The sequence below is a fragment of the Azoarcus sp. KH32C genome (genome assembly GCF_000349945.1).
Classification (GTDB): Bacteria; Pseudomonadota; Gammaproteobacteria; order Burkholderiales; family Rhodocyclaceae; genus Aromatoleum.
Genome location: NC_020516.1, coordinates 100,979 through 118,048 on the forward strand (window position 1 = coordinate 100,979; position 17,070 = coordinate 118,048).

Here is a 17,070-nt window from a genome sequence, read left to right on the forward strand (position 1 = left end):
TGAAACCAACAGGGGGTAAGCAGCTGGGGCAGCTTAGCATGCCCGCATGTCATGGCGGGCAGGGACGTTGTTGCAGAAAGCGTTCGCATTCGGCGTCGCTGAAGCTGCGCGTCATGCGGGCGCGCAGTTGCGCCTCGAGCGCGGCGGCATCGAGCGGGTAGCGGTGGATGCGCTTGTCGCCGCCGGCGGTCGCGAGGACGCGGCCGTCGGGGCTGAAGGCGATGTCGTTCACCTGCGCACTCTGCATCGGCAGCGCGAAGAGTTCGGTGCCGCTTGCGACATCCCATAAACGCGCGGTCTTGTCCCAACTCGCGCTCGCGAGCTGGCGGCCGTCGGGGCTGAAGGCGACGGCGCTGACGGCTCCGCCGTGTCCCGCCAGGCTGCGCAGCGGCTTGCCGTTGCCGACCTCCCACAGGCGGATCGTGCGATCGGCGCCTGCGCCGGCGAGGAGGCGGCCGTCGGGGCTGAAGGCGATGTCGTGGATCTCGGCGCCCTGCTCCTGCAGCCGCCGCGCGAGCTTGCCGCGTTTCGCGTCCCACAGGCTGACGCTGCCGTCGCTGCTCGCGGTGACGATGTTGCTGCCGTCGCGGCTGAAGAGCGCGCGGTTGATCGGCGCGCCCTTTTCCCGCAGTCGGGCGATTTCGTGGCCGTTGCGCAGGTCCCACAGGCGCGCGGTGCCGTCGCGGCCGGCGGTCAGGAGCTGGGTGCCGTCGGGGCTGAAGACGGCACTTTGCACGCGCCCGCTGTGGCCGCGCAAGGTCTGCAGCACGGCGCCGTTCGTCGCGTCCCAGACCATCGCGGTGCCGTCGAAGCCGGCGGTGGCGAGGCGGCTGCCGTCGGCATTCCAGGCGACGCGGAAGACGGTGTTGCCGTGGCCGGCGAGGCGCAGCTGCGTCTTGCCGCTGGCGGTGTCCCAGACCTTCGTGAGGGTATCGAGCGAGGCGCTCGCGAGGCGTTTGCCGTCGGGGCTGAAGGCGAGGCCGTAGATCGCGCCGGCGTGACCGAAAGCGACGTCCCATAGGCGCACGGTGCCGTCCCAGCTCGCGGTCGCGAGCCTTGCGCCGTCGGGAGCGAAGGCGAGGCCGTGGACGTAGTCGCCGTGGCCGGTGAGCGTCATCAGCGGCTCGCATTCGACGCCTGGGCGCGTGCAGCCGGCGAGGTCCCATAGGCGCGCGCTGCCGTCGAAGCCGCCGGTCGCGAGATGGCTGCCGTCGGGGCTGAAGGCCAGCGCGTACACGGTGTCGGCCTGCGCGGGCAGTTCGGCGATGAGTTTGCCGCCCGCGACGTCCCACAGCATCGCGCTGCGGTCCTGGCTGGCGGTCGCGAGCTGGCGGCCGTCCGGGCTGAAGGCGAGGCCGTAGACCTTGTCGGTGTGGCCGGTCAGCACGTGCAGCGTGTCGCCGCTCAGGCGGTGCCAGATGCGCACCGAGGGCTCCCAGCCGGCGGTCGCGATGTAGCGGCCGTCGGGGCTGAAGGCGACGGCGCGCACTTCCGCGCGGTGGCCGGAGAGGTTCATCAGCAGCGAGCCGGTCGCGACGTCCCACAGGCGCACGACGGGGTTCTGGCCGACGGTCGCGAGCACTTCGCCGTCGGGGCTGAAGGCGAGGCCGCGCAGCTTCCACGCCTGGCGCGGCAGCTCGCGCACGCGCGCGCCGTCGGCGGCGTTCCACAGGATCGTGCGGCCGTCGTAGCCGACCGACGCGAGGAGCTTGCCGTCCGGGCTGAAGGCGAGGTCGCGGGCTTCGTCCTCGTGGCCGCGCAGCACGGCGATCTCGCGGCCGCTCGCGGCATCCCACAGCCGGATCGCGCCATCCTGGCTGGCGGCGGCGAGGTGTTTGCCGTCGGCGCTGTAGGCGACCGCCTGCATGCGCTGCCCGTCGCCGCGCAGGGTCATCACGCTGCGCGAGGCGTCGATCGCGCGCCGCGCGGCGTCCTCGGCCTGGGCGCGGACAAAAGGCTCGGCCTCGCGCGTGCGGCGCAGCGCCTCGAGGGCGGCGTGGGTGCTGATCTCGGGGTCGATGTCGAGCTGGCGCAAGGCGGTGGCGACGAGCTGCACCGACAGCGCGAGCTCGGCCTTGAGGCGCCGCTGGGTGTCGGCGACTTGCTGCGCGACCGCCGCCATGACCGCGGCGATCGCGGCGACCACGGTCGCAACGCCGAGCCCGATCGCGAGCCGTCGCATCCGCTTCGCGATCGCCGCCTGCTCCTCGGCGCGGGCGCGGGCGGCGGCGAGTTCGCGTTCGCGTTCGGCCTCGCGCTGTGCTTCGAGATGGCGCCGTCGCCAGTCGAGGATCGCCGGCGCGAGCACGTCGTGGAAGATCTCGTACTGGTCGCCACCCGCATCGCCCGGTGCCGCGCCAATATGCGTCAGCACGCGCGCGTCGCACAGCCGGCGCGCCACGGGCTCGACGCGCCCGGCCTGCTCGCCGGCCCAGTCCTGCAGATCCACGAGGCGGCACGCGATCTTCGCCCCCGAGGGTGTCACCAGGCGGTCGAAGAATTGCGCGCAGAGCTGCCGGTCCTCGGGCGTGAGGCTGTCCATGACTTCGGCGAGATGCTTCTGCGCGACCTGGCGCGCGCCACCCAGCGCGATGAAGGTGTCGAGGTGCAGCACCTGCGAGCCGACGCGCATCTCCTCCTGCCAGATCCGCGTCATCACGAGCTGCAGGATCGCCGCGCGGATACCCTGGCCGCCCGCTCCCTCGTCCTCGCCGCCGACCTCGTCGATCACGCGTGCGACGAGCGCGTCCTCGATGCCGACCGGTGGCGCCCCGCTGTCTTCGTTGAAGACTTCGAGCGGGCGCCGGATCGCGTCCTCAGCGGCCTGCGCGTCGAGATGATCGAGGCGGATCGTATTCGCGAGCAGGTTCGGGATGCGCAGCCGAAAACGGTCGAGCCGCGACAGGCTGTCCTCGCGTAGCGACAGGAGCACGCCGACGTCCAGGCCCGGATGGTTGATCGCGACCGCGAACTCGGCTTCGAAGGCGTCACCGGCGGCCGTGTCGGGGTGGTAGAGGAAGTATTCCTCGAACTGGTCGAGGATCAGCAGCACGCTGCCGCGGATCGCCTGCGACAGCGCCGTGACGAGGTCGTCGAGCGAGTCCTCGTCCGATGATGCCGCGCGCCGGGCGGGGAGGGCCTCGCGCAGCCGGGCCTTCAGCGCATCCAGAAAATCCGCGCGATGCCATTCGCGGAACACGACGACCGCGGTGCGGGGCCGTGCCTTGAGCGCCGGCACGACGCCCGCGAGCAGCAGCGAGCTCTTGCCGACGCCGCTCGCGCCGTAGAACACCGTCAGCGGCGCGGCGAAGACGTTCGACGCGACCACCCGCTCGTCGCGCTCGCGGCCGAAGAAGTACGCGCGGTCGGCCTCGGTGTACGGCCGCAGGCCGACGTAGGGGCAGGCGTCGCCGACCGCCGCCTCGGTCACGCGCGCCCTCCTTCAGCCGCGGCGTGCAGCTTGTCGATGAACTCGTCGATGTCGACGTCGAAGATACTCACCCCCCGCGCTTCCCACAGCCGGCGCTCGAATTCCGACGGGTTGCGCTGGATCGCCCACGAACGCGGCAGCTCGTCGTCGTCCGGCCCGTCGCCTTGCGCCTCGGTGCGCATCGCCTGCTCGCGGCCGAGATTCTTCAGCACGACGCGCAAGTTCCAGTCCCGCAGGCTATAGCCGAGGAAGAGGAAGCTCTTGTCGCGGAAGTCTGCGCTGAAGAGCGAGGGGACGGCCGTGTGCGTCGTCATGCGCGACAGGAAGTCGATGTAGTCGTCCTCGGTGATGACGAAGTTGTCCCAGCGCGCACTGTCGCGGCAGACCGAGCCGTGCATCTTGTAGATGACCGTCGTGCGCGCGAGGTCGATGTCCTGTTCGAGCCGGTTCGGCTCGCGGAACTGCGGCTCGGCCGCGCCGTGCGGCCACCACAGCACGGCGTTGGCGTAGTCGCGCCGGTCGGCCGGATGGATCACGAGGTCGTAGGGCCGGCCGGCGGCGAGGAAGGCCTGTTCGAGCAGCGTGTCGTAGTTCGTCACGACGAACACCAGCGGCATGTCGATCGACGCGAGGAAGTGGTGCAGCGCGCTGCAGGGGTAGTCGCCGACGAGAAGCTCCCGCAGCCGCTCGCGCAGCACGCGCCGCCCGTTCATGTCGCAGTAGTAGGACGAGACGGTCGCCAGATCGTCGACATCGTTCGGCCGCGTGAAGGGGAAGGAGGTCTCTTCGGCCAGCAGCCGCGACAGCTCCGCGCCGCTGGGCAGGCTCGCGGGCTTGTCGGGGTCCCAGCACGCACCCGCCGGGCGGGCTGCCAAGGATGCGCCGGCCCCCAGGAAGGGCACGACGCGGCCGCGCTTGAGCCGGTTCCAGATGACGCCGTAAGGGGGTTCCGCCACTGTCGCCTCCTCCCTGCTGCTGAACTATAGTTTAAGCAGGTTCGTGGTCGAAGGAGCGCATTGATGCGAGCAACGACATTCGCGATGCTGCTGTCCCTGTCGTGTGCGATATCCGCGTGGGCCCAGCCCATCCCGCCGGGTTCGAGCACGTCGCCCGCGGACGCGTCGGCACCGACGCCGCAGAAGAAGAAGGATCAGCCGCCGCCGAAGGACGATTCCGGCGGCCTCTGGAGTTGGACGCGTGGCGGGCGCGACAGCAACGCCGGCAAGGTCGAGATGCCCGACCGTGTCGATCGCCCGCTGCGCCCCGAGCGCCCTGAGCGACCCGATCGCGCAGGCGGGGGATGCTGCCAGTAGATGGCCATGGATGCCGTCTCGCCCCGGCCGCTGCGGCCGATCTCTCAAGATTGCTTACAAATCGCAGGTTCCGAGCCGACTCCGTCACGGTGCCGGAGCGGCTTTCGTCCTAAGTTAGAACATGTTTGTGTATCGCGTCCGCGCAATGCCGGCGCCGATTGCGGGTCAACCCGCATGGACCCTCGCTGCCTCATTGCCGCAGGATGGCAATCCCGACGGACACGGACTGCGCCCGAGTTTCCGGGTGGCGAAGCCTTGCCTGTCATCCCCAACCAACGTGATTGGAGACCGTCCATGCGCAAGTCCCTCACTCGCCTCGCCCTGTGTGTGTCCGTCCTCGGCCTCGCGCTTCCCGCGCAGGCGCAATTGACCGGCACCTTGCAGAAGATCAAGGAGTCGGGCTCCATCACCATCGGCCATCGTGAGTCCTCGGTGCCCTTCTCCTACCTCGACGCCGAGCAGAAGCCCGTCGGCTATGCGGTGGACCTGTGCGCGAAGGTCGTCGACGCGGTCAAGAACGAACTGAAGATGCCGAACCTGAAGGTCAACTACCAGGCCGTGACCTCGCAGAACCGCATCCCGCTGATGCAGAACGGCACGATCGACATGGAATGCGGCTCGACGACCAACAGCGTCGCGCGCCAGCAGCAGGTCGGCTTCTCCGTCGCCTACTTCATCACCAGCGTGCGCATGGCGGTGCGCAAGGATTCGGGCATCAAGGACATCGGCGACCTCAACGGCAAGGCGGTGGTCACGACCACCGGGACGACCTCCGACCAGCTCATCAAGCAGAACGAGAAGGGCAAGTCGATCGACGCGAAGAACATCTACGGCAAGGACCACGCCGACTCCTTCCTGATGGTCGAGAGCGGGCGTGCGGCAGCTTTCGTGATGGACGACATCCTGCTCGCCGGCCTGATCGCGAGCTCGAAGAACCCCGCCAACTTCGCGATCGTCGGTCCGTCGCTGCGCGACGAGCCTTACGCGGTGATGATGCGCAAGGACGACGCGCCCTTCAAGGCGCTCGTCGACAAGACGCTCGTCGGCCTGATGAAGTCGGGCGAAGCCGAGAAGCTCTACAACAAGTGGTTCATGAGCCCGGTCCCGCCGCGCAACGTAAACCTCAACTTCCCGATGAGCCCGGCCGTCAAGGCGGCGTTCCAGAACCCGACCGACAAGGGCGTCGAGTAAGCTTTGCGGAAGCCGCGCCGCTCCGGTGTCGGGGCGGCGCGCACGGGCAGTCGTAGTCGTCGCTCTGTCGGGGGTGCCATGAACTACCATTGGGACTGGCTGTTCTTCTTCAACGAGACCGACGACGGTCTCAAGTACTACGACTGGATCCTGTCCGGCCTCGGCTGGACGACCTTCGTGTCGCTGTCGGCCCTCGCGCTGGCGCTCGTTCTCGGCTCGGTGATCGGCGTCATGCGCACGACGCCCAACCGCTGGCTCGTCCGCATCGGCGACATCTACGTCGATTTCTACCGCAACATCCCGCTGATCGTTCAGCTCTTCATATGGTTTTTCGTGGTGCCGGAACTGGTGCCCGAGAAGCTCGGCCTGTGGATGAAGCAGGACCTGCCGGAATACGTCACGGCGATCGCCGGGCTGGGCGTCTACACCGCGGCGCGCATCGCCGAGCAGGTCAAGGCCGGCATCAACGCGCTGTCGCGCGGCCAGCGCTTCGCCGGCCTCGCGCTCGGCTTCACCGAGTGGCAGACCTACCGCTACGTACGCCTGCCGATGGCCTACCGCATCGTGCTGCCGGCGATGACGTCGGAGGCGATGAACATCTTCAAGAACTCCGCCGTGACCTACTCGGTCGGCATCCTCGAACTCTACTTCCAGTACAAGCAGATCATCGAGAAGACCTCGCAGGTGCTCGAGATCACGATCGTCGTGACGCTCGCCTATTTCACGCTGGCCTTCGTGATGAACCGGCTCCTCGCTTTCGTCGAGGCCCGCACCCGCGTGCCCGGCCTGATCGTCGGCAAGGGAGGGAAGTGATCATGAGCGAATTCGATCTCTCCGTCATTGCCGCGAACTGGCGCTTCCTCGCCGAAGGCCTGCGCTACACGGTGCAGGTGACGCTGACCGCGATGGCGGGGGGCATCCTGATCGGGACGCTGCTCGCGCTGATGCGCCTCGGTTCGATCACGCCACTGCGCTGGTTCGCGACCGGCTACGTCAATGTCTTCCGCAGCGTGCCGCTGGTGCAGGTGATCCTCGCCTTTTACCTGATCCTCCCGCTCGTGCTGCAGATGTTCACCGGCCGCCTGGAGCCGATCGGCGCCGCGAACTCGGCCTACTTCACCTTCACGATCTTCGAGGCCGCGTACTACTCCGAGATCATGCGCTCGGGCATCCAGTCGGTGCCCCGCGGGCAGGTCGGCGCAGGCTACGCGCTGGGCCTCACCTACGGCCAGACGATGCGCTACGTCGTACTTCCGCAAGCCTTCCGCAACATGGTGCCGGTGCTGCTGACGCAGACCATCATCCTGTTCCAGGACATCTCGCTGGTGTATGCGATCGGCGCGACCGACTTCTTCGGCGCCGCCGACAAGATCACGCAGCGCGACCTGCGCCCGGTCGAGATGTACACGACGGTTGCGGTCGTCTATTTCGTCATCTGCTTCACCCTGTCGCGCCTCGTGAAGAAGCTGCAATCCCGCATCGCCATCATCCGTTAAGCATCGGAGCCCGCAACGATGATCGAGATCAAGAACGTTTCCAAGTGGTACGGCAGCTTCCAGGTGCTGACCGACTGCACGACCCAGGTCAGCAAGAGCGAGGTCGTCGTCGTGTGCGGGCCGTCGGGCTCGGGCAAATCGACGCTGATCAAGTGCGTCAATGCGCTCGAACCCTTCCAGAAGGGCAGCATCGTCGTCAACGGCATTGCCGTCGAAAATCCGAAGACGGATCTGCCCAAGCTGCGCGCCAAGGTGGGCATGGTGTTCCAGAATTTCGAGCTCTTTCCCCACATGACGATCACCGACAACCTCGCGATCGCGCAGATCAAGGTGCTCGGCCGCGGGCGCGAGGAGGCGGTCGACAAGGGCCTGAAGTTGCTCGACCGCGTCGGCCTCAAGAGCCAGGCGGCGAAGTTTCCCGGCCAACTCTCGGGGGGGCAGCAGCAGCGCGTCGCGATCGCGCGGGCGCTCGCGATGGACCCGATCTGCATGCTGTTCGACGAGCCGACGTCCGCCTTGGACCCCGAGATGATCAACGAGGTGCTCGACGTGATGGTGGGCCTCGCGCAGGAAGGCATGACGATGATGTGCGTCACGCACGAGATGGGTTTTGCGCGCAAAGTCGCCAACCGCGTGATCTTCATGGACCGCGGCGCGATCGTCGAAGATGCCGCAAAGGATGACTTTTTCGGCCAGCCGCGCTCCGAGCGCGCCCAGGCCTTCCTCGCGAAGATTCTTGCCCACTGATCTGCGGCTGTCTGACTGATTTAACGATTTTTAGCCGCAGTCCACTCCGACGGCGTCTATCTTGGGCAGCACATCCTCGAGCCTCTCCGTGAGCGCCTGAATACCGGTTTCCGGGGGATGCGGAGAGCATCGAACCGACTTACACTCGCAGCATGAAGGCGGCCAGCCGGGTCGCCCGCGATGACGCGCTGAGGTCGGCGATGCTCAAGGCGCTGGTGTTGTTGCTCGTGCTTGCGGGGCTTGTCCGCGCGCTCGCCGCCTGGGGTGGGGCGAGGTGGTGGACGGCGACGCGCGGCCTCGAAGCCCGCCTCGACGCGGTCGGCGCGGCGCCTGCCACCCCCGCGCGAGCGGACCTCGGCGAACTTGCAACGCTTCCCGCTCCGGTGCAACGCTACCTTCGGGCAGCGATGCGCGACGGCGAACCGATCGTCGCCGCCGCCTGGCTGGAGCAGGCCGGCACCTTCAATCTCGCCGACGACGGCAACCGCTGGAAGACCTTCACCGCCGTCGAACGTATCGTCACGCGACGGCCGGGTTTCATCTGGAATGCATGCATCGCGATGCTGCCCGGGCTGGGCGTGCGCGTGCACGACGCCTACATCGGCGGCGCGGGCCTGCTGCGGGCGGATCTGCTCGGACTCGTCCCGCTCGCCGGCCAGTCCGGCACGCCCGGACTGGCGCAGGGCGAGCTGATGCGCTTTCTCGCTGAGGCCGCGTGGTACCCGACGGCCCTGCTGCCGGGGCAAGGGGTGCGCTGGGAGGCGGTCGACGACAACTCGGCGCGCGCCACGCTGCAGGATGGCAATACCGAGGTGTCGCTGCTCTTCCGCTTCGACGGCGAGGATCTGATCGAAAGCGTCAGCGCCGAGGCGCGCGACCGTCTGGTCGACGGTGCCGTCGTGCCGATGGCCTGGGAAGGGCGCTGGCGCGACTACCAGTGGCGCGACGGCCTGCGCATCCCGCTCGAAGGCGAAGTCGCGTGGGTGTTGCCCGACGGCCCGCGGCCCTACTGGCGCGGGCGCGTCATGGCGGTACGTTACGACCGGGCGGCGTGCCCGTCCGGCCTCATGCCTTCTTCAGATAGCACGCTTTCAGCATGAAGTTGCCGGCGTCCATCTTGCAGTCGACCTCGTGGTCGCCGCCGACGAGGCGGATGCTCTTGACCTTGGTGCCGACCTTCAGCGTGATCGACGAGCCCTTCACCTTCAGGTCCTTGATCAGCACGACGGAGTCGCCGTTCTGCAGCACGTTGCCGTTGGCGTCCTTGACGACCGCTTCGCCGTCGTCGTCGGCGGCAGGCGCCGCGTCCATCGGCCACTCGAAGCCGCAGTCGGCGCAGACGTAGTTGGCGCCGTCAGGGTAGGTGTTTTCGAGGGTGCATTGGGGGCAGGCAGGATTCGACATGAGGGTCACCACGAGGCGCGAGCGCGAAAAAACCGCGAGTATTGGCCACACCGGCGACAATGGCAATCCGCAAGCGCCCGGACCGGGCTTTACCTGATGCCGCCGTTGCAGTCGAATGGCGGCATCGCGAACGCGTCAGGAGGAGCAAAGATGGCGATCGAGCGCAAACCGATCCGGCGCGGCGGCATCCGTTCGGCCGGCTACGACCGGGGCAGCCGCATCCTCGAAGTCGAATTCGACAACGGCAGCATCGTGCAGCATAGCGGCGTCGGCGACGAGATCGCGCGCCGCTTCCTCGCGAGCGGCTCGCCGGCGAGCTATTACCGCGACAACATCGAGGACGAATTCACCGCCAGGCGGATCAAGTGAGCGCCGCCCGGCGCCGTCGTTCATGCGGTCGTGTCGGGCAGGTGCAGGTGGAAGGGGCCGTGCTCGCTGCGGCGTGCGTTGATCAGCACCTCGCTGATCTGGATCACCGGCTTGATGTCCGTGTAGTTGGGGATGTCTTCCATGATCTCTTTCTCGTGCGGCGCGAAAGCGGCGCCGAAGTCTTCGACCGAATTGAAGAAGAGATGGCAGACGGCCGCATAAAGCGGCTCCGAGCCGGGCGCCTCGGCGGAGATGCCGCGGTCGACGGCGATGCCCTGGCAGGCGTCGCCGAGCCTGTCCTTCACCATCGGCATGTGCTCGTTGCAGTAATAGGTGAAGTCGAAGCGGTTGTCCGGGGTGTAGGGATAGTAAACGCTCACCTTGATCACGACGCGGTCCTCCATAATGGTGTCGGCGGATGGCGGGGGCACGACCCCCGTCCTTGCGCAGGGCGCACGTATGCAGCCTCTGCAATGTAGCGCAGCCGATTGCCGACGGCATGAATATTTGCGCGCCCGGCACCGCCGATCCGGTGGGGGCGCTTCGGGAGTGTCATGGAGCTGAAGTGGCTTGAGGATTTTCTGAGTCTCGCCGAAACCGGCAGTTTCTCGCGCTCGGCCGAGCAGCGTCACGTCACCCAGCCCGCGTTCTCGCGCCGCATCCGCGCGTTGGAGAGCTGGCTCGGCGTCGCGCTGATCGACCGCAGCACCTATCCGACGACGCTCACGCCCGCGGGCGAAGCCTTCAAGAGCAGCGCCACCGACCTCGTCGCGCGCGTGCATTCGGCGCGCGCCCAGGCGCGCAGCCAGTTGCCCGACTCGCCGGGCGACCTCGTGTTCGCCGTGCCGCATACGCTCGCCTTCGCCTTCTTTCCGCGCTGGCTGGCGGGCCTGATGGGCGAGTTCGGCGACATCGGCTCGCGTCTGGTGGCCGGCAATGTGCACGACGCGGTGATGACGCTCGTCGAAGGCGGCTGCGATCTGCTGCTGTGCTACCACCATCCGGCCTACCCGGTGTGGCTCGACCCGGCGCGTTTCGAGGGACTCACCCTCGGCGTCGAGTCGGTGCGCCCCTATGCCCCGCGCACGAATCGCGGCACGCCGCGCTGGTCGCTGCCGGGCCGCGCCGACGCGCCGATCCCCTACCTTGGCTACGGCCCCGGCGCCTACCTGCGCCGCATGGTCGATTGCATCCTCGACGCGCAGGACGAGCCGGTGCACCTCGCGCGCCATTACGAGACCGATATGGCCGAAAGCCTCAAGGCAATGATGCTTGCCGGCCATGGCCTTGCCTTCCTGCCGTCGAGCGCGGTCGCGCGCGAACTCGAACGCGGCGAAGTCGTCGTCGCCGGCGACGCACGCTGGTCGCTCGAGATGGAAGTCCGCCTCTACCGCAGCCGCCACGGCGCGAATCGCGAGGCCGAGCGGCTGTGGCAGTACCTCGTCGAGCGCCAGGGTTGAACACCTGCAGGATACGATCTGCGGTTCGGTTTTCAAGGTTATGCGCGCAACGCATAACCTTGTGATGCAACGGCATACGCTCGCTTGGCGACTCGCGCCAGAATGCGCACAGTCCGCTATCGAGCACCCAGATGCTATTCAAACACCATGACGTGCGCATCGCGCACGGGCCGCCCCGCCGCTAAGTCGCATCCTGCGACCCACAACTGATCCCAGAGTTTTTGCAGCAGCTTTCCGGACGGTCCACGAGACCGGCCGCGGGCCCTCACATGCCCGAAATTTCATGACGAAGGCAAGTACCACAAATTCGAACCGGAGGACACACATGACTGGCATGCACACCCCCCTCAACGACACCACCCGCGTCGGCGGCCTGTCCTATCTCAACCCGCTCGCGCCCGAACCCTGGGCGAGCTTCGTCGAGCAGATCGAGCGCGTGCGGCCGCACCTCGGCTCGCTCGAACGCTGGATCGAGACGCTGATCCGCCCGAAGCGCACGCTGATCGTCGATGTCCCGATCGAGCGTGATGACGGCACGGTCGCGCACTTCGAGGGCTATCGGGTGCAGCACAACCTGTCGCGTGGTCCCGGCAAGGGCGGCATTCGTTTCCACCCGGATGTGACGTTGAACGAAGTGATGGCGCTTGCGGGCTGGATGACGATCAAGAACGCCGCGGTGGGCCTGCCCTTCGGCGGTGCCAAGGGAGGGGTGCGCGTCGATCCGACGAGCGTCAGCAAGGGCGAACTGCAGCGCATCACGCGCCGCTTCACGTCCGAGATCGGTGTGATCATCGGGCCGGACCGCGACATCCCGGCGCCCGACGTCGGCACCAACGCGATGACGATGGCCGTGATGATGGACACCTTCTCGATGAACCGCGGCGGCACCGCGACCGGCGTCGTCACCGGCAAGCCGATCGCGCTCGGCGGCTCGCTCGGCCGCCAGGAAGCGACCGGCCGCGGCGTGTTCATCACCGCCCGCGAAGCGGCGCGCCACCAGAAGATCGCGCTCGAAGGCGCACGCGTGGTCGTGCAGGGCTTCGGCAACGTCGGCGGCATCGGTGCGCGCATGTTCCATGACGCCGGCGCGCGCGTGATCGCTGTCTCCGACCACACCGCGATCCTCGTGAACCTCGGCGGGATCGACGTCCCGGCTGCGCTCGCGCACGTCGCTGCGAATGGTGGCCTCGCAGGCTTCCCCGGTGCCGACCGGATCGATGCCGAGGAATTCTGGGCGCTCGAATGCGAGTTTCTGGTGCCCGCAGCACTGGAAGGCCAGATCACCGCCCAGCGTGCCGAACGCATCCGCGCGCGCATCGTCGTCGAAGGCGCGAACGGCCCGACGACCCCGGCCGCCGACGACATCCTGCGCGACCGCGGCGTGCTGGTCGTGCCGGACGTTCTCGCCAACGCCGGCGGCGTGACCGTGTCCTACTTCGAATGGGTGCAGGACTTCTCGAGCTTCTTCTGGACCGAGGACGAGATCAACGCCCGCCTCGAACGCATCATGGTCAGCGCCTTCGACGCGATCTGGCACATCGCGCAGGAAAAGGGCATCTCGCTGCGCACCGCGGCCTTCGTCGTCGCCTGCCACCGCGTGCTCGAAGCGCGTGCCGAGCGCGGGCTGTATCCGTAATCGGAGAGGCCTTGCCGCAGCTTTCGCGCGGATGACAGAAATGTAATCTGCGCGACAGCCCAAAGTCCTCCGGTGCCGCCTATGATGAAATCATCGAAGGCATCGGAGGACGATCATGGACTCGCCGCATCCGCTCATCCACTCGACGCGCGAGGGGACGAAATCTGACCGGATGCCGCCGCGCGCCCGCTGGGTGTTCGGCGCCTTCGTCGCAATCGCCGCCGTGCTGCTCGCCTTCGAGCATCGCGCCCATGTCCTAGGCATCCTGCCCTGGCTCTTCCTGCTGGCCTGTCCGCTGATGCATCTGTTCATGCATCACGGTCACGGCGACCGCCACCGTCACGACGCCCCCCCCGGAGGAGGCCGGAAATGAACTCCGGCGAACCCGCCTACGGCCTGTGGTCGCTGGTCGTGATCAACTCGGCGGTCTTCATCTTTTTCGCCGCGAGCTTCTTCAAGCCGCGCTCGCCGCGCGACTGGCGCACGCTCGGCATGTTCTCGGCCTTCCTCGTCGCGCTGTTCGCCGAGATGTACGGCTTCCCGCTGACGATCTACCTGCTGTCGGGGTGGCTCGGGCAGCATTTCCCCGGCGTCGACTTCCTGTCGCACGACGCGGGCCACCTGCTCGAGACGATGTTCGGCTGGCGTACGAATCCGCATTTCGGCCCCTTCCACGTCCTCTCGACACTGTTCATCGGCGGCGGCTTCTGGCTGCTCGCGTCGGCGTGGCGCGTGCTCTATGCCGCGCAGATCGCCGGACGGCTCGCCACCTCCGGCCCCTACGCACGGTTGCGTCATCCGCAATATGCGGCCTTCGTGCTGATCATGTTCGGCTTTTTGCTGCAGTGGCCGACGCTGGTGACACTGGCGATGTTCCCAGTGCTCGTCGTCGCCTACGTGCGACTGGCCCGGCGCGAAGAGCGCGAAGCGGCTGCCGCCTTCGGCGAAGACTGGTCGAATTACGCGCGAAACACGCCTGCCTTTTTCCCAAGATGGCGTGGATTGCGCGAACCCGTTTCTTTTTCTGGAGACAAATCATGAAAAGCCTTCTGACCGTACTGGCACTCTCCCTCGCTGCAGCGTGGCCCGCGTGGGCCGAGGACGCCCACCATCCCGAAAAGGCCCAAGCCGCGGCGACGGCGTCGGCACCCGAAAAGACGGTGCAGCAGATGCGCGACAACGCCGCGACGATGCAGCAGCAACTCGACGCGCTGGCGGCCGCGAAGACGCCCGAGGAGCGGCAGAAGCTGCTGATGCAACACATGCAGACGATGCGCGAGAACATGATGCTCGGGCAGCGGATGGCTGCCAGCGAGGGCGGGGGCATGGGCTGCGCGATGATGGGCGGCATGGGGATGATGCAGGGCGGGATGATGATGGGGCCGGACGGCGCCGGCGCGTCGGCCGAGGCGATGGCCAATCGCATGCACCAGATGGAAAGGCGCATGGACATGATGCAGATGATGATCGAGCGGATGGGCCGTCCGACCGGGAAGGCGACCGCAAAGTAAGGGCGCCGGCGACATGCCGTCGTCGATGGTATCGGGGCAAACGCGGAGGGACGGATCATGAGTGAGACCGGCCACGCGTCCGCGCATGGACGCCCGGGCCATGATCATGGCCACGAAGAGCACGATCGTCGACCGCCAGCCGGGCCCGCGGCGGAAGCCGCGCCGACCGACCCCGTCTGCGGCATGACGGTGAAGCCCGATTCGCCGCATCACCTGCAGTTCGAAGGGGCCGACTACCGCTTCTGCAGCGCGCATTGCCTCGACAAGTTCCGCGCCGATCCGGCCCGCTACGTCCAGCCCGTCGAGGACGGGGCGCATGCCCAGCCTCAGTCGCAGGCCGCCGCCGGCGACGTCGAATACACTTGCCCGATGCACCCCGAGGTGCGCCAGATCGGCCCCGGCAGCTGCCCGAAGTGCGGCATGGCGCTCGAGCCGGTGATGCCGGAACTCGAGGAGGGCGCCAACCCCGAGCTCGCCGACTTCCGGCGCCGCTTCTGGTGGCCGCTACCGGCGACGATCCTCGTCACCGTGATCGCGATGCTGGGCGGCCTCTTCGACCCGCTGTTGGGGGCCGCGCGACCCTGGATCGAGCTGTTGCTGGCGACGCCCGTCGTGCTGTGGGGCGGCTGGCCCTTCTTCGTGCGCTGGGCGCAGTCGATCGCGAACCGCAGCCCGAACATGTGGACGCTGATCGGCACCGGCGTGATCGCGGCCTACGGCTACAGCCTTGTGGCGACGCTCGCGCCCGGCCTCTTCCCCGAGTCCTTCCGCATGGGCGGTCACGTGGCGGTGTATTTCGAAGCCGCGGCGGTGATCGTATCGCTGACGCTGCTCGGACAGGTGCTGGAGCTGAAGGCACGCGCCGAGACCGGGGCGGCGATCAAGGCGCTGCTGGGGCTTGCGCCGAAGACCGCACGCCGGATCAACGCCGACGGCGGCGAGGAGGACATCCCGTTGACCCACGTGCACATGGGCGACCGCCTGCGCGTGCGCCCCGGCGAGAAGGTGCCGGTCGACGGCATCGTGCTCGAAGGCGCGAGCGCTGTCGACGAGTCGATGCTGACCGGCGAGCCGATGCCGGTATCGAAGACGCCCGGCGACCGGGTGATCGGCGCGACGCTCAACACCAGCGGCGCGCTCGTGATGCAGGCCGAGAAGATCGGTTCGCAGACGGTGCTCGCGCAGATCGTGCAGATGGTCGCGCTGGCGCAGCGCTCGCGCGCGCCGATGCAGCGCATGGCCGACCGCGTCGCCGGTTGGTTCGTCGTCACGGTGGTCGCGATCGCGGCGCTGACCTTCTTCGGCTGGGGCCTCTTCGGGCCCGAGCCCTCATGGGCCTACGGGTTCATCAACGCCGTCGCGGTGCTGATCATCGCCTGCCCGTGTGCGTTGGGCCTTGCAACGCCGATGTCGGTGATGGTCGCGACCGGCCGGGCGGCGAGCGAGGGCGTGCTCTTCCGCGACGCCGCGGCGATCGAGAACCTGCGGCGCGTCGACACGCTGATCGTCGACAAGACCGGCACGCTGACCGAGGGGCGCCCGGTCTTCCATTCGGCGCTCGGCGCGCCGGGCTGGGAAGAGGATCAGGTCCTGCGTGTCGCCGCGAGCCTGGACCAGGGGAGCGAGCATCCGCTCGCGCACGCAATCGTCGCCGAGGCGCGGCGCCGCAATCTCGCGCTGGCGAAGCCGGAACGTTTCGAGTCCTCCTCCGGCATCGGTGTGCGCGGGGTCGTTGAAGGCCGCCCGGTCGTGCTCGGCAACACCGCGCTGATGGACGACGAGGGCGTTGCATGGAAACCGCTCGCCGGCCAGGCCGAAGCGCTGCGGCATGAAGGCGCGAGCGTGATGGTCCTTGCGGTGGATCGCATTCCCGTCGGCCTCGTCGCAGTGGCCGATCCGATCAAGGCGACGACCGCAGACGCCTTGCGGGCGCTGCGCGAGCACGGCATCGCCCGTATCGTGATGGCGACCGGCGACGGCCTGACCACCGCTCGCGCCGTCGGCCGACAGCTCGGCATCGACGAGGTGATGGGCGAGGTCAAGCCGCAGGACAAGGACGCGCTGGTCGCGAAGCTGCAGGGCGAAGGCCATGTCGTCGCGATGGCCGGGGACGGCATCAACGACGCGCCGGCGCTCGCGCGCGCCGATGTCGGCATCGCGATGGGCACTGGCACCGACGTCGCGATGTCGAGCGCCCAGCTCACGCTCGTCAAGGGCGATCTGCGCGGCATCGCCGCCGCGCTGCGCATCTCGGACGACACGGTGCGCAACATGCACCAGAACCTCGCCTTCGCCTTCGCCTACAACGCGCTGGGCGTGCCGCTCGCCGCCGGCCTGCTGTATCCCTTTACCGGCCTGCTGTTGTCGCCGATGGTCGCTGCGCTCGCGATGAGCGCGAGCTCGGTTTCGGTGGTTACCAACGCGTTGCGCCTGAGGCGCGCACGGCTTACGCATTTGTAATGTCTCTGTCATCGTTGGGACAGCGGTCGCGACGCATACTGGGTACAAGTGGA

At 67.8% G+C, this 17,070-nt stretch carries 17 protein-coding genes; 13 read left to right on the forward strand and 4 right to left on the reverse strand.

Translation table 11 applies throughout. The features are described from left to right. Positions 1 to 49: 49 nt before the first annotated feature. Together AZKH_RS00415 and AZKH_RS00420 are read right to left on the reverse strand one after the other, a co-directional pair. Positions 50 to 3,430, reverse strand: coding sequence for a WD40 repeat domain-containing protein (locus tag AZKH_RS00415; protein WP_015433740.1), 3,381 nt, complete (start codon positions 3,428 to 3,430; stop codon positions 50 to 52). Beyond that, positions 3,427 to 4,386 carry an SIR2 family protein gene (locus tag AZKH_RS00420; protein ID WP_015433741.1) on the reverse strand — a complete coding sequence of 320 codons (960 nt, stop codon included), beginning with the start codon at positions 4,384 to 4,386 and terminating at the stop codon, positions 3,427 to 3,429. Before AZKH_RS00420 ends, AZKH_RS00415 begins: the two co-directional genes overlap by 4 nt. 63 nt (positions 4,387 to 4,449) lie before the next feature. Here AZKH_RS00420 and AZKH_RS00425 point away from each other — a divergent pair, with 63 nt between their 5' ends. The 6 genes from AZKH_RS00425 to AZKH_RS00450 all read left to right on the forward strand — a co-directional run bounded on the left by AZKH_RS00425 (position 4,450) and on the right by AZKH_RS00450 (position 9,277). Beyond that, entirely contained in the window at positions 4,450 to 4,743 is a 294-nt protein-coding gene (locus AZKH_RS00425) for a hypothetical protein (RefSeq protein WP_041655765.1), read from the forward strand. Between the two features lie 294 nt (positions 4,744 to 5,037). Beyond that, a complete protein-coding gene (locus AZKH_RS00430; protein ID WP_015433742.1) occupies positions 5,038 to 5,934 on the forward strand; it encodes a transporter substrate-binding domain-containing protein in 897 nt (298 codons plus the stop codon). A gap of 78 nt (positions 5,935 to 6,012) precedes the next feature. Next, the gene (locus AZKH_RS00435) at positions 6,013 to 6,747 is read left to right on the forward strand and encodes an amino acid ABC transporter permease (protein WP_015433743.1); all 735 of its coding nucleotides are present in this window, start codon (positions 6,013 to 6,015) and stop codon (positions 6,745 to 6,747) included. A 2-nt stretch (positions 6,748 to 6,749) separates the two neighbouring features. After that, positions 6,750 to 7,430, forward strand: coding sequence for an amino acid ABC transporter permease (locus AZKH_RS00440; RefSeq protein ID WP_015433744.1), 681 nt, complete (start codon positions 6,750 to 6,752; stop codon positions 7,428 to 7,430). Positions 7,431 to 7,448: 18 nt separating this feature from the next. Next, the gene (locus tag AZKH_RS00445; protein WP_015433745.1) at positions 7,449 to 8,177 is read left to right on the forward strand and encodes an amino acid ABC transporter ATP-binding protein; all 729 of its coding nucleotides are present in this window, start codon (positions 7,449 to 7,451) and stop codon (positions 8,175 to 8,177) included. Between the two features lie 152 nt (positions 8,178 to 8,329). Beyond that, the gene (locus AZKH_RS00450) at positions 8,330 to 9,277 is read left to right on the forward strand and encodes a DUF6544 family protein (RefSeq protein WP_015433746.1); all 948 of its coding nucleotides are present in this window, start codon (positions 8,330 to 8,332) and stop codon (positions 9,275 to 9,277) included. On the opposite strand, the gene AZKH_RS00455 is transcribed toward AZKH_RS00450, so the two are convergent. Next, complete coding sequence (locus AZKH_RS00455; protein ID WP_015433747.1) at positions 9,243 to 9,581, reverse strand: zinc ribbon domain-containing protein YjdM; 339 nt, start codon at positions 9,579 to 9,581, stop codon at positions 9,243 to 9,245. The two genes, AZKH_RS00450 and AZKH_RS00455, sit on opposite strands and share 35 nt — an antisense overlap. Positions 9,582 to 9,731: 150 nt before the next feature. On the opposite strand from AZKH_RS00455, the gene AZKH_RS00460 reads away from it, so the two are divergent. Continuing rightward, entirely contained in the window at positions 9,732 to 9,950 is a 219-nt protein-coding gene (locus AZKH_RS00460; protein WP_156822011.1) for a KTSC domain-containing protein, read from the forward strand. Positions 9,951 to 9,970: 20 nt separating this feature from the next. Here AZKH_RS00460 and AZKH_RS00465 read toward each other — a convergent pair whose 3' ends face one another. Beyond that, positions 9,971 to 10,381 (reverse strand): EthD family reductase, encoded by a 411-nt coding sequence (locus AZKH_RS00465; RefSeq protein ID WP_197538743.1) that lies wholly within the window; start codon positions 10,379 to 10,381, stop codon positions 9,971 to 9,973. A gap of 123 nt (positions 10,382 to 10,504) precedes the next feature. Between AZKH_RS00465 and AZKH_RS00470 the strand changes: the two genes are divergently transcribed. From AZKH_RS00470 to AZKH_RS00495, 6 genes are all read left to right on the forward strand, one after another. Then, positions 10,505 to 11,410 (forward strand): LysR family transcriptional regulator, encoded by a 906-nt coding sequence (locus AZKH_RS00470; protein WP_015433750.1) that lies wholly within the window; start codon positions 10,505 to 10,507, stop codon positions 11,408 to 11,410. Between the two features lie 325 nt (positions 11,411 to 11,735). Continuing rightward, positions 11,736 to 13,046 carry a Glu/Leu/Phe/Val dehydrogenase gene (locus tag AZKH_RS00475; RefSeq protein WP_015433751.1) on the forward strand — a complete coding sequence of 437 codons (1,311 nt, stop codon included), beginning with the start codon at positions 11,736 to 11,738 and terminating at the stop codon, positions 13,044 to 13,046. A gap of 172 nt (positions 13,047 to 13,218) precedes the next feature. Next, complete coding sequence (locus AZKH_RS00480) at positions 13,219 to 13,419, forward strand: DUF2933 domain-containing protein (RefSeq protein ID WP_041656538.1); 201 nt, start codon at positions 13,219 to 13,221, stop codon at positions 13,417 to 13,419. After that, on the forward strand, positions 13,416 to 14,087 hold the full coding sequence (locus tag AZKH_RS00485) for an isoprenylcysteine carboxylmethyltransferase family protein (protein WP_015433753.1): 672 nt from the start codon (positions 13,416 to 13,418) through the stop codon (positions 14,085 to 14,087). Before AZKH_RS00480 ends, AZKH_RS00485 begins: the two co-directional genes overlap by 4 nt. Then, positions 14,084 to 14,557, forward strand: a complete 474-nt coding sequence (locus tag AZKH_RS00490; protein ID WP_015433754.1) for a hypothetical protein — start codon at positions 14,084 to 14,086, stop codon at positions 14,555 to 14,557. The genes AZKH_RS00485 and AZKH_RS00490 overlap by 4 nt, the downstream gene beginning before the upstream one ends. Before the next feature lie 57 nt (positions 14,558 to 14,614). Continuing rightward, positions 14,615 to 17,017 (forward strand): heavy metal translocating P-type ATPase, encoded by a 2,403-nt coding sequence (locus AZKH_RS00495; protein WP_015433755.1) that lies wholly within the window; start codon positions 14,615 to 14,617, stop codon positions 17,015 to 17,017. The last annotated feature ends 53 nt before the right edge of the window (positions 17,018 to 17,070 follow it).

Excerpts from the sequence above, each read along its gene's own strand:
- AZKH_RS00450 (WP_015433746.1), top strand. The coding sequence starts at position 8,330 with ATGAAGGCGGCCAGCCGGGTCGCCCGCGATGACGCGCTGAGGTCGGCG.
- AZKH_RS00445 (WP_015433745.1), top strand. The coding sequence starts at position 7,449 with ATGATCGAGATCAAGAACGTTTCCAAGTGGTACGGCAGCTTCCAGGTG.
- AZKH_RS00440 (WP_015433744.1), top strand. The coding sequence starts at position 6,750 with ATGAGCGAATTCGATCTCTCCGTCATTGCCGCGAACTGGCGCTTCCTC.
- AZKH_RS00480 (WP_041656538.1), top strand. The coding sequence starts at position 13,219 with ATGCCGCCGCGCGCCCGCTGGGTGTTCGGCGCCTTCGTCGCAATCGCC.
- AZKH_RS00475 (WP_015433751.1), top strand. The coding sequence starts at position 11,736 with ATGACTGGCATGCACACCCCCCTCAACGACACCACCCGCGTCGGCGGC.
- AZKH_RS00425 (WP_041655765.1), top strand. The coding sequence starts at position 4,450 with ATGCGAGCAACGACATTCGCGATGCTGCTGTCCCTGTCGTGTGCGATA.
- AZKH_RS00490 (WP_015433754.1), top strand. The coding sequence starts at position 14,084 with ATGAAAAGCCTTCTGACCGTACTGGCACTCTCCCTCGCTGCAGCGTGG.
- AZKH_RS00485 (WP_015433753.1), top strand. The coding sequence starts at position 13,416 with ATGAACTCCGGCGAACCCGCCTACGGCCTGTGGTCGCTGGTCGTGATC.
- AZKH_RS00460 (WP_156822011.1), top strand. The coding sequence starts at position 9,732 with ATGGCGATCGAGCGCAAACCGATCCGGCGCGGCGGCATCCGTTCGGCC.
- AZKH_RS00435 (WP_015433743.1), top strand. The coding sequence starts at position 6,013 with ATGAACTACCATTGGGACTGGCTGTTCTTCTTCAACGAGACCGACGAC.
- AZKH_RS00495 (WP_015433755.1), top strand. The coding sequence starts at position 14,615 with ATGAGTGAGACCGGCCACGCGTCCGCGCATGGACGCCCGGGCCATGAT.
- AZKH_RS00455 (WP_015433747.1), bottom strand. The coding sequence starts at position 9,581 with ATGTCGAATCCTGCCTGCCCCCAATGCACCCTCGAAAACACCTACCCT.
- AZKH_RS00470 (WP_015433750.1), top strand. The coding sequence starts at position 10,505 with ATGGAGCTGAAGTGGCTTGAGGATTTTCTGAGTCTCGCCGAAACCGGC.
- AZKH_RS00430 (WP_015433742.1), top strand. The coding sequence starts at position 5,038 with ATGCGCAAGTCCCTCACTCGCCTCGCCCTGTGTGTGTCCGTCCTCGGC.